Genomic DNA, 10640 nt, shown 5'->3' with positions numbered 1-10640 from the left:
GGAACAGCGGACTCCGCCGTCGAAGACGGATAGCACCGCTCGATCATCTCGTCGAACCGGGCAATCACCTCAGCACGCGCGGCTTCATCGAACATGTGTTCGAGTATAGCCGACCCCGCCGACTCGAACTTTTTGGCAGGCCATTTCCTGTGGATAACCGCCGGCACGGGCTAGGCGATCACAGCGTCTCGTCCAGCTCGCCGAGCCGGTCGGTCAGGCGCAGGTTCTCGGAGTAGTCGACCGGGCAGCCGATCAGCGACACCCCGTCGTCGGCCAGCGCGGCCTTGAGCGTCGGCAACAGCTCGGCGGCGCTGGTGATCCGATATCCCTTGGCGCCGAAGCTTTCCGCGTATTTCACGATGTCGGGGTTGCCGAATTTCACGTAGTAGTGCTCGCCGAGTTCGAGGTCCATCTTCCATTCGATGAGGCCGTAGCCGCCGTCCTCCCAGATCAGCACGACGAGCGGTATCCGCTCCCGCACCGCGGTCTCGATCTCCTGGGAGTTCATCAGGAAGGCGCCGTCGCCGACGACGGCCAGCACCTTCGACTCGGGGCGGGCCAGCTTGACGCCGAGGGCGCCGGGCAGCGCAAAGCTCATGGTGGACAGGCCGTTTGAGATCAAGCAGGTGTTCCGCTCGTAGGTCGGATAGAGCCGGGCCATCCACATCTTGGTGGCACCGGTGTCGACGAGGACCACGTCGCTGCGGCCCAGCGCCTCGCGGGTGTCGGCGACCACCCGCGCCGGCGCCAGCGGATAGCGCGAATCCTGTTGTCCGCGAGCGAATTCCTCGGCCAGCAGCCCCGATCCGGGCACGTCGGCGGCGTGCTCGAAGCGGTGACCGGCCAACGCGTCCGTGAGCGCGTTCAGCGAATCGCTGATGTCGCCGATGATCCCGACGTCGACCGAGTAGTGCCCGTCGACCTCGGCCGGGAAGCGATGGACGTGGATGATCTTCTTGTCGGCCTGCGGGTTGATCCGCACCGGATCGAACTCCTGCAGCTCGTAGCCGACGGCGATGACGGCGTCGGCGTTGTCGAAGCCGAAGTTGACGTAGTCGTGCCGCATGAAGCCCAGGGTCCCGATGCTGTTGGGGTGGTCGTCGGGCATCACGCCCTTGCCGTGGAACGTGTTGGCCACCTGGATGCCGAACTCCTCGGAGAACCGGACCAGGGCCTTGGTCGCGTCGGCGCGCGCGGCCCCGTGCCCGGCCAGCACCACCGGCCGCTTCGCCTGGCGCAGGATCTCGACGGCCCGTTCGACCTGACGGGGTGCGGGGGCGTCGGGGCGAACGACGTTGCGCGGCAACGGCTCCAGGTCGTAATCGGTCTCGTCGGCGTCGATGTGCTCGGGCACCGCCAGGTAGACCGCGGCCGGGCGTTCGGTCTCGGCGACCTTGAACGCCTTGCGGACCATCTCGGGGATGGCGCGTGGGGTGGGGATGCCCGCGGCCCACCGCGTGATCGGGGCGAACATCGACACCAGGTCGACGTACTGGTGCGACTCCTTGTACTCGCGGTCCTGGCCCACCTGAGCGGAGATCGCCACCATCGGGGTGCTGTTGGTGGTGGCGTCCGCGACGCCGAGTTGCATGTTGATGGCGCCGGGGCCCAGGGTCGCCGACACCACCGCCGCGCGCCCGGTGACGCGCCCGTACATCTCCGCCATGAACGACGCCGCCTGCTCGTGCCGGGTGAGCACGTACCGGATGCTCGACGATGCCAGCGCCTGCACGAAGCGGATGTTCTCCTCGCCGGGGACCCCGAAAACGACGGAAACGCCCTCGTTCTCCAGGCACTTCACCATCAGCTGTGCGGCTTTACTCATCCCGGCACCTCCCAAAGGGGAACGATAGTGGCAGGCTGGTTGTTGGACCTCTTACCAACCCCGAAGCGAAGGATCTCAGCGTGCCCATCGCCACGATCAACCCGGCTACCGGCGAGACAGTAAAAACCTTCACCCCCGCAACCGACGAGGAAGTCGACGCCGCCATCGCGCGCGCCTACGCCCGGTTCCAGGACTACCGCCATAACACCACCTTTGCCCAGCGCGCGGAGTGGGCAAACGCCACCGCCGACCTCTTGGAGAAGGAGGCGGACGAGACCGCGGCCATGATGACCCTGGAGATGGGCAAGACGCTCGCCTCGGCCAAGGCCGAAGCGCTCAAATGCGCCAAGGGTTTTCGCTACTACGCCGAGAACGCCGAGCAGCTGCTGGCCGACGAGCCGGCCGACGCGGCGAAGGTCGGCGCCAAGCAGGCCTACACCCGCTACCAGCCGCTGGGCGTGGTGCTGGCCGTCATGCCGTGGAACTTCCCGCTATGGCAGGCCGTGCGGTTCGCCGCGCCGGCGCTGATGGCCGGCAACGTCGGCATCCTCAAGCACGCCTCCAACGTGCCGCAGACCGCGCTGTACCTCGCCGACGTCATCGCGCGCGGCGGGTTCCCGGACGGCTGCTTCCAGACCCTGCTGGTGCCGTCCAGTGCCGTGGAGACCATCCTGCGCGACCCCCGCGTCGCCGCCGCCACCCTGACCGGCAGCGAGCCGGCCGGCCAGTCGGTGGGCGCCATCGCCGGCGACGAGATCAAGCCCACGGTGCTCGAACTCGGCGGCAGCGACCCGTTCATCGTGATGCCCTCGGCCGACCTGGACGAGGCGGTCAAGACCGCGGTCACCGCCCGGGTGCAGAACAACGGCCAATCCTGTATCGCCGCAAAGCGTTTCATCGCCCACGCCGACGTCTACGACGCGTTCGTCGACAAGTTCGTCGAGCGCGTCAAGGCGCTGCGGGTGGGCGACCCGACCGACCCCGACACCGACGTCGGCCCGCTGGCCACCGAATCGGGCCGCGACGAGGTCGCCAAGCAGGTCGAGGACGCGGCCGCGGCCGGCGCGGTGATCCGCTGCGGCGGCGAGCGCCTCGACCGGCCGGGCTGGTTCTACCCGCCCACGGTGGTCACCGACATCACCAAGGACATGGCGCTCTACACCGAGGAGGTGTTCGGCCCGGTCGCCTCGATCTACCGCGCCGAAAATATCGACGAGGCCATCGAGATCGCCAACGCCACCACCTTCGGGCTGGGATCCAACGCCTGGACCAACGACGAGGCCGAGCAGCAACGCTTCATCGACGACATCGAGGCCGGGCAGGTCTTCATCAACGGGATGACGGTGTCCTACCCTGAGCTGCCCTTCGGCGGCGTCAAGCGGTCGGGTTACGGACGCGAGCTCGCGGGCTTGGGGATCCGCGAGTTCTGCAACGCCAAGACCGTCTGGGTCGGGTCGTCCAGCAGCGGCGAGGCCGCCGGCGCCAGCAAGGTCGAGTAGCTACCGCATCAGGCCGACGCGCCCGCCAGCGCCCTCTCGTCCTCGTCGGCGAAGGTGTCCTCGAGCTGCACCGGCGAGTAGTCGAGGTCGATCTCGGCGACCGGGCGACCGCGCGCGCTGTTGATCGTGCCGAACCGCCGCATGCCCTTGTCGGCGGCGTAGGCCATGGATTCGTCCGTCGACAGGCCGAACGGCATCGGGTCGTAGAGCGCGAAGCCCTCTTCGATGAGGCGTAGCCCGAGCGGCATCAGCTCGTTCATCCGCGTCTCGAAGACGCCCCAGTTCGCATCGTCGGCGGCGACGTGCCGGCGGCAGGTGAAGGTGCCCCAGGCCATGTGGCGGCGCTCGTCGTCACCGATGCGGCGCACCAGCTCCTGCATGCCGGGCAGGATGCTGCGTTCCACGCAGATCTTGTGCCAGATGTAGTAGCCCGTCAGCGCCAGCATGCCCTCGACCATGTGGTTGTAGGTGACCGACGCCCGGATCTGTGCGGCCGGTGACGGATCGACCCTCAGCGCGTCGAGGCAATCCGGCAGTTCCTCGTAGAAGATCGTGCGGTAGGTGGGCACGTCATCGATGTACTCGTGCAGGTCGTCGGTGACGCCGACAGCGTCGAGCCACATCCGGAAGACCTGGACGTGCTTGGCTTCCTCGAACGCGAACTGCGTCAGGTACATCTCGTCGCCCAGCCGGCCTTCGGCCCGCATCGCGTACATGAACGGCTGAATGTCCTCGGTCACCGCTTCTTCACCGGCGATGAACTCGGCGCACAGCCGGGTGGCGTAATGGCGTTCGTCATCGGTGAGCCGCTCCCAGTCCGCGCGGTCGCGGGAGAAGTCGATGTCGGCGGGATTCCAGAACTTCGCGTTGCCGCCCGCAAAGAGCTTGAGCGGCAAGCTGTCCCAGTTGAGCCCCCCTTTGACCATCGAGCCCGAATGCGTGCGTGTCATGTGACCTCCTCGGATCGTTTCGGTTCGGGGGTGACGGCGGCATTCGCCGAGTACGCCGCCGCCAGGACCGCGACCAGCCGGCGCACGGCCAGCGCGGGCTGCTCCGGCGTGGGCTCGTCGAGCCCCAGGACCGGGTCGAGGCCGCGCATGTATGGGGCCAGCGCCAGGTGCGGAAAGATCAAGAGCAGCAACGACAACAGCGCGTCGGTGTCGGAATCGGCGCGCAGGTCGCCGCGCAGCTGCGCGTCCTGGACCAGTGGCCGCATCACTTGCAGGTAGTGACGGTGAATGACGTTCTGCACACTGACGCGGGCCTCGGTGTCGACTTCGAGAGTGGCCGCGGCGTGCAGCGCGCGCTCATGCGGGTGGTCGGCGAAGTAGGCGACCCACGTGTCGAGCCAGTCGGTCAAAAATTCGAAGAACGGCCGGCTCGGGTTCAGCTCGCGGATGCGGTCCTCCATGTAGGCGCGCACCCGTTGGCTGGCGACGTCGGCGACGTACGCGTAGAGGTCGCGCTTGTCCGCGAAGTACTGGAACAGGCTGCCCTTGGCTACCCCGGCCCGGCGGGCGATGACGTTCAGACTGCCACGGGAGAAGCCGTGCGCGCCAAACTCGGACTCCGCGGCTTCGATCACCGCCGCGCGGCGGGCGGGGTCCACGCGCGCCCATGTCACCGTTGGCATTAAGCCCCCTTACGTCGATGACCACTGGTCATTCTACGGTGAGCCACGTCACAGTCAAGGCTCGCCCTGTCCAGTGTGCGCCCAGCCGCACGCTGGGGCGCGAATGTGCGGCCAGCCGCACGATCGACCGAGCGGGGACTCAGGGGCGCATCTGGTAGGCGCCGCTGAGCGGCAGGACGTGTTCCTTCCAGATCTGGTCGTAGCGCGCCGGGTCGTGCGCCGGACGGCGGATCATCCGCATCGCGAACCGGGCCTGCGCGTCCGTCGTTGCCGGCTTGTCGCTGAGTTCGACGGCGTAGCCGTTGAAGTCGCGCACCAGCACGGCGAAGATTTCGTCGATCAGGGCCTCGTCGACTCCGGACAGCGGGGCCTCCTCGAGGATGAGCTGCGCGTAGGGCACCGTGGCGAACAGTTGACCCACCCCGAAGGCGAAGTCAATGTCCTTCTGCTGCACGGCATCCGGTGTGGCGCTGGCCAGCATCTCGGCGAGCACGTCGACCTGCTCGCGCAGCAGCGCGACGTTGGGCAGGTGCCGGAACGCGTCGAATGGCGTGCGCCAGTCGTGGAACCGCACCTTGCCCAGGCCCCCCGTCGGCCCCTGGGCGAACAGGAACGCGTCGTCGGCGGCCTCGTCGCGGCGGGAGATCACGGGCAACTCGGCGCTCGGGGCGAACAGGAAGTTGGGCATGAACTTCGCGAGCAGCCCGATGTTGATGTGGACCGTGCCCTCCAGGCGCGGCAGCAGGCCGATCTCGCGGGTGACGGCCTCGAAAAAGGTGTCCTTCTCAACGCCTTTGGCGGCGATGACGTCCCACATGGCGGTGATGACGCGCTCGCCCTCGCTGGTGATCTTTGCCTTGGTGAGCGGGCTGTAGAGCAGGTAGCGGCGGTCGGCCGCCGACGCGCTGCGCATGTAGTCGCAGGCGCGGGTGGCGACCAGTTTCATCGCGATGAGCCGCAAGTAGGCGTCGGTGAGCAGCCGCCGCACGTGGGAAAAGTCGGTGACGACGGTGCCGTACAGGACGCGGTTGGACGCGTGGGTGACCGCCTCGTACATGGCGTGGGTGCACATGCCGATAGCGCCCCAGCCCAGGTTGTACTTGCAGACGTTGACGGTGTTGAGCGCGGCGTGGAAGGCGTCGGGGCCGCGGTGCAACAGGTCGGCCTCGGTGACGGGGTAGTCGCGCAGCGCGTAGTTGGCGACGAAGTTCTGCGAGTTCACCACGTTCTTGATGAGCTCGTACCGGTCGTGCTGCGAGTCCGCGGCGAAGAACACGTACTCGTCTGCCCCGCCGGAAGAGCCGGCGATCTTGCCGAACGTGGAGACCATCCGCGCCACGTTGGCGTTGCCGATGTAGTACTTCTCGCCGTTGGCGACCCAGCCGTGCTCGGATGGTGTCAGGACCATGTCGGTCTGGTAGACGTCGGCGCCGTGGGTCTGCTCGGACAGCCCGAACGCGAAGACCTCGCCGGCCTCCAACTGGGCGGCGGCCTTGCGCTTGGCGTCCTCGTTGTCGCTCATCCAGATCGGGCCCAGGCCCAGCGCGGTGACCTGGAACGGGTACCAGTAGCTGAGCCCGTAAAAGCCCACGATCTCGGCGAATTCGCTGATCCGGTAGGTGTCCCACCGGCAGTCGTCCGCGCCGTACTCCGACGGCGTCAGCAGCGAGGCGAAGATGCGCTCCCGCCCGATGTGGTCCAGAAAGTCGGAGTACCAGACGCGGTTGTGGTCGTCGGACTTCAGCCGCGCCTTGCCGCGGGACTCGAAGAAGTCCACCGTCGCGGCCATGATCTCCCCCGAGCGGCGGTCCGGGTAGCGGCGTTGCAGGTGGTTGGGATTGAGCAACATGGCATTACTCCCGGGGGTTGCGAGCAAGACGAGGGTGACGGTACGCCATCGGTACCGAATCGAGGAAGCTCATGCCGGTTGCTGCCGGGTGGTGAATATCGCCAGGCTGGCCGGCACGATGAGCAACCCGAGCAGCACCGCGGGCCAGCTGACGGCTCGGCCGGCCGCCATCTCGACGAACAGCGCGATGGCCGGTATCAACGCCAGCGCCCCGGTGACCAAGACCGGCGCCAACTGCTGAATTGCGTACTGAATCAAGAAGAATGGCACCACCAGGGAGGCGAAGGCGGCCGCAATCGAGACACCCAACGGCAGCGACGGCGCCGCGAGCAACCCCCCAGGGACCAGGACGATCAGCGCCGCCGCGGCCACCACCAGCGTCGCGTAATAGCGGTGGGCCATCACCTGCCAGACACCGACCCCGGCGGCGCCCAGACCGCGGGACACGATGGCCACCCCGCCGGCGGCGGCGCCGTCGATGACGCCCAGGGCGGCCGCAACCAGCAACGCCACCATGCCGCGGGAATCCGAGCCCGCCAGCGCCGCCACCAGCGCGGCGCCCAGCGCGGCCAACAGGCAGACCGCCACCCATTGGGCGCGGCCGGGGCGCGTGGGGGCGTGGCCGCGACGGGCTTGGCGGGCCGACCAGGCCGTGACCGCCAGGGGAGCGAACGAGGCGCCCAGCGTGAAGACCACCACCGCGCTATAGACCACCAGCCCCAGGAAGAAGGAGACGAACGTTACCGCGGTCCACAGGTTCAGCCAGGCGAAACTCCGGGTGGCGGGGACCCGCGCCGCCGGGTTCCGGCGGGCGGCAAGGGCTCCGAGCACGGCCGACCCGGCCGCCGCGATCGCCAGGATCAGCAGGCTGTCCGCCACATTGATCATGGACAACCCCAACAGGGCGGTGATCACCGCGTGCAAGCCGTTGCCGGTGATCAGGGCGAGCCAGGGCATCAGAGCGTCCCGCCGGTCATCAAAGGCATGGCAACAACAGTGCCGACGGGGCGCGGCAATGTCTGTCGGCCCTCCGGCCAATCCCGTGTCCCCCGATCGGGGGAACGAGCTTTCATCACGTCGCCGATCCGATCGGTGGAGGGCCGGGCGCGCGGATCTTTCTACCGTGCAACGCATGAACAAGCTGGACGAGCAATCCCAGATCCACCGATTCCGCAACAACGCCAAGGCCGTCGAGGTCGGCAACCCGGCGTGGCAGGCGGCGGCTGACAACGGGCTGCTGGACAACAGCGTCCGCTACGTCGGCGGCGACCTGCTGGAGCGCCAAAGCGACGGTCACCGCTTCATCAACATGATCTCCTGCTCCTACCTCGGATTGCACTCCCACCCATGGGTTTTGGAAGGCGCCCGCGCGGCGATCGACTCGGAGCAGACGTTCGCGCTGTCCGCCTCGCGGCTGCGCATCCGGTTCTCCATCATCGACGAGCTCGAGGCCGGGCTCTCGCAGTTGTGGCGCGCCCGCTGCGTTTCGGCCATCTCCACGGCGGTGGCCAGCTCCGCCGTGCTGCCGCTGATCTCCTCGGGACACCTGACCGACGACGGGGAGCCGCGCGTCATGGTGTTCGACAAGTTCAGCCACTTCTCGCTCAACTACATCAAGCCCATCTGCGCCGACGAAGCGCCCGTCTACACCAGCCCGCACAACGACCTCAACTACCTCGAGGACATGTGCAAGAGGCACAAGCGGGTCGCCTACGTCGCCGACGGCGCCTACTCGCTGGGCGGCGTCGCGCCGGTCAAGGAGCTGCTCGAGTTGCAGGACCGCTACGGCCTGTTCCTCTTCTTCGACGAGGCCCACTCGCTGTCGATGTACGGCGAACGCGGCGAAGGGATCGTCCGGTCCCTGATGCCCGACGAGCTCAACCCGCTGACCATCATCGTCGCCTCGCTCGGCAAGGCCTACGGCGCCAGCGGCGGGGTCATCATGCTGGGCCCCGAGAAACACCACGACATCCTGATGCGATTCGGCGGCCCGCTGGCCTGGTCCAAGCCGGCGAACGCACCGACCATCGGCGCTTGCCTGGGTTCGCTGCGGGTGCACAATTCGCCCGAGCTGGCCCGGCGCCAACGGCAATTGCGCGCCAACGCCGCGCTTTTCGACAGCCTCATCGCCACCCCGCAGGCCGGCCTGGACACCCCGATCCGGCTGATCCGGACGGGCGAGGACGACAAGGCGATCGGTCTGTCCCGGCAACTCCTCGATCGCGGGTTCTACGCCTCGGCGGTCTTCTTCCCGGTCACCCCGCGGGGCGAGGCGGGGCTGCGAATCATGCTGCGTGCCGACAACGAGGCCGACGACATCCGCCGTCTGTGCGCGACGGTCGGCGAGCTGGTGGCGCCGGACCTGGTCGGTGTTCCGGCATGAGCGAGCGAAAAATGGTCCAGCCCTGGGTGTTTCGCACCATGCTGATGACGAGCGCGATCAATCCACGCCAGTACCCCACGGCGCTGCACTCGGGTGCCGACGTGTGCACGCTGGATCTCGAAGACGCGGTGCCGCCCGCGCGGCGCGAACTGGCCCGCGGCCTGGCCGCTCGATTGCTCAAGGGGCCGTCGACCGGATGCGTCCGCGCGCTGCGGATCAACAGCCTGCGCACCGCCGACGGCCTGCGCGACGTTCTCGCGCTCGCGTACGGCGCCCTGGCGCCCGACGCGCTGCTCGTCCCGAAGGTCAACTGCGCGCACGATCTGCTGATCCTCGAGGACATGCTGGGTGATGCGGGCGCGGACATCGATTTCCTGGTGACCATCGAAACGGCGGCCGGCCTGGCCGCCGTCGAGGAGATCGCCACCGCAAGCCCGCGGGTGCGGGCGCTGGTCTTCGGCGCCGCGGACTTCGCGGCCGACCTCGGCATCTCGATGGACTGGGAGCCGTTGGCCTACGCGCGTTCTCGCATCGTGGCCGGTGCCGCCGTGGCCGGCATTCCGGCGATCGACGCGCCGACCTTCGACCTCGGCAACGAGCTCGCGCTCAAGGTGGACGTGAACCGATCGCGCGAGCTCGGCTTCGGCGGCAAGGCCGCGGTCCACCCCCGGCAGGTGGCGCTGATCAACGACGGGTTCACGCCACTGCCCACCGAGGTGGAGCGGGCCCGTCGCGTCATCGACTTGGCGGACGAACAGGCCGGGCAGATCGGCATCCTCGACGGGCAGCTGGTCGGCCCGCCGATGGTGGCCGCGGCCCACCGCCTACTGCGGCGGGCGGAAGTGCTCGACGCACGGAACAGTACGCGGGTTGCCGTGGCGGCCCGTCGGGTCCGCTACTAGCGGATGGGGTTGGCAATGGACGAGATTCGTACCTACAAAAGGATCGGCGATCGGCGCTGGCGCGAGTCACCGGGCCTGTTGTTCGAGGACATCGAGGTCGGCGCGACCGTCGAGCATCGCCCGGGCCGCACGCTCACCGAGGCCGACAACGTGTGGATGTCGTTGCTGTCGCACAACTTGCACCCGCTGCACATCGACAACGCGTACTGCGAAAACACCGAGTGGAAAAGGCCTTTGGTGTCCAGCCTGGTCACGTTGTCGATCGTCTCGGGCATGAGCGTGCCGAGCACTAGCGCCAAGGGCCTCGCCAACCTGGGGTGGGACAACATCCGCCTCGTCGCCCCGGTCTTCGTCGGCGACACCATCTATGCCGAGACCGAGTATCTGGACAAGCGCCCCTCGGAATCGCGCCCCCACCAAGGCGTCGTCAGGTGCGCCACCCGCGGGGTCAAGTCCGACGGCACGGTGTTTCTGACCTGCGAGCGAGCGTTTTTGCTGCCGACCCGCGGGCACGATCTCGAAGATAGCGCCGCGTATTAAATGAGGAGG

9 protein-coding genes are annotated in these 10640 nt (G+C 67.9%); 4 read left to right on the top strand and 5 right to left on the bottom strand.

Going from position 1 to position 10640, the window contains the following annotated elements; all coding sequences use genetic code 11:
- Nucleotides 1-178 precede the first annotated feature (178 nt).
- Nucleotides 179-1825 carry an acetolactate synthase large subunit gene (locus AWB92_RS25765; RefSeq protein WP_085190732.1) on the bottom strand — a complete coding sequence of 549 codons (1647 nt, stop codon included), beginning with the start codon at nucleotides 1823-1825 and terminating at the stop codon, nucleotides 179-181.
- 80 nt (nucleotides 1826-1905) lie between these two features.
- Here AWB92_RS25765 and AWB92_RS25760 point away from each other — a divergent pair, with 80 nt between their 5' ends.
- Complete coding sequence (locus AWB92_RS25760) at nucleotides 1906-3324, top strand: NADP-dependent succinic semialdehyde dehydrogenase (RefSeq protein WP_085190730.1); 1419 nt, start codon at nucleotides 1906-1908, stop codon at nucleotides 3322-3324.
- 8 nt (nucleotides 3325-3332) lie between these two features.
- Here AWB92_RS25760 and AWB92_RS25755 read toward each other — a convergent pair whose 3' ends face one another.
- From AWB92_RS25755 to AWB92_RS25740, 4 genes are all read right to left on the bottom strand, one after another.
- Nucleotides 3333-4274, bottom strand: coding sequence for a R2-like ligand-binding oxidase (locus AWB92_RS25755; protein WP_068140442.1), 942 nt, complete (start codon nucleotides 4272-4274; stop codon nucleotides 3333-3335).
- Nucleotides 4271-4957, bottom strand: coding sequence for a TetR/AcrR family transcriptional regulator (locus AWB92_RS25750; protein WP_085190728.1), 687 nt, complete (start codon nucleotides 4955-4957; stop codon nucleotides 4271-4273). Before AWB92_RS25750 ends, AWB92_RS25755 begins: the two co-directional genes overlap by 4 nt.
- Before the next feature lie 139 nt (nucleotides 4958-5096).
- The gene (locus AWB92_RS25745; protein WP_085190726.1) at nucleotides 5097-6806 is read right to left on the bottom strand and encodes an acyl-CoA dehydrogenase family protein; all 1710 of its coding nucleotides are present in this window, start codon (nucleotides 6804-6806) and stop codon (nucleotides 5097-5099) included.
- Nucleotides 6807-6875: 69 nt separating this feature from the next.
- Nucleotides 6876-7763: a hypothetical protein gene (locus tag AWB92_RS25740; protein WP_085190724.1), complete on the bottom strand. Its 888-nt coding sequence runs from the start codon at nucleotides 7761-7763 to the stop codon at nucleotides 6876-6878.
- A 175-nt stretch (nucleotides 7764-7938) separates the two neighbouring features.
- Between AWB92_RS25740 and AWB92_RS25735 the strand changes: the two genes are divergently transcribed.
- Genes AWB92_RS25735 through AWB92_RS25725 form a run of 3 tightly spaced genes read left to right on the top strand, consistent with a single transcriptional unit; the run spans nucleotide 7939 to nucleotide 10631 of the window.
- A complete protein-coding gene (locus tag AWB92_RS25735; protein ID WP_085190733.1) occupies nucleotides 7939-9189 on the top strand; it encodes an aminotransferase class I/II-fold pyridoxal phosphate-dependent enzyme in 1251 nt (416 codons plus the stop codon).
- A complete protein-coding gene (locus AWB92_RS25730) occupies nucleotides 9186-10091 on the top strand; it encodes a CoA ester lyase (protein WP_085190722.1) in 906 nt (301 codons plus the stop codon). The genes AWB92_RS25735 and AWB92_RS25730 overlap by 4 nt, the downstream gene beginning before the upstream one ends.
- A 15-nt stretch (nucleotides 10092-10106) precedes the next feature.
- Complete coding sequence (locus AWB92_RS25725) at nucleotides 10107-10631, top strand: MaoC/PaaZ C-terminal domain-containing protein (protein WP_085190719.1); 525 nt, start codon at nucleotides 10107-10109, stop codon at nucleotides 10629-10631.
- Nucleotides 10632-10640: the final 9 nt, after the last annotated feature.

Origin of the sequence: Mycobacterium sp. IEC1808 (assembly GCF_002101935.1) — a bacterium.
Lineage (GTDB): Bacteria > Actinomycetota > Actinomycetes > Mycobacteriales > Mycobacteriaceae > Mycobacterium.
This window is presented reverse-complemented; position numbering and strand designations above follow the sequence as displayed.

Excerpts from the sequence above, each read along its gene's own strand:
- AWB92_RS25725 (WP_085190719.1), top strand. The coding sequence starts at position 10,107 with ATGGACGAGATTCGTACCTACAAAAGGATCGGCGATCGGCGCTGGCGC.
- AWB92_RS25750 (WP_085190728.1), bottom strand. The coding sequence starts at position 4,957 with ATGCCAACGGTGACATGGGCGCGCGTGGACCCCGCCCGCCGCGCGGCG.
- AWB92_RS25740 (WP_085190724.1), bottom strand. The coding sequence starts at position 7,763 with ATGCCCTGGCTCGCCCTGATCACCGGCAACGGCTTGCACGCGGTGATC.
- AWB92_RS25765 (WP_085190732.1), bottom strand. The coding sequence starts at position 1,825 with ATGAGTAAAGCCGCACAGCTGATGGTGAAGTGCCTGGAGAACGAGGGC.
- AWB92_RS25745 (WP_085190726.1), bottom strand. The coding sequence starts at position 6,806 with ATGTTGCTCAATCCCAACCACCTGCAACGCCGCTACCCGGACCGCCGC.
- AWB92_RS25735 (WP_085190733.1), top strand. The coding sequence starts at position 7,939 with ATGAACAAGCTGGACGAGCAATCCCAGATCCACCGATTCCGCAACAAC.
- AWB92_RS25755 (WP_068140442.1), bottom strand. The coding sequence starts at position 4,274 with ATGACACGCACGCATTCGGGCTCGATGGTCAAAGGGGGGCTCAACTGG.
- AWB92_RS25730 (WP_085190722.1), top strand. The coding sequence starts at position 9,186 with ATGAGCGAGCGAAAAATGGTCCAGCCCTGGGTGTTTCGCACCATGCTG.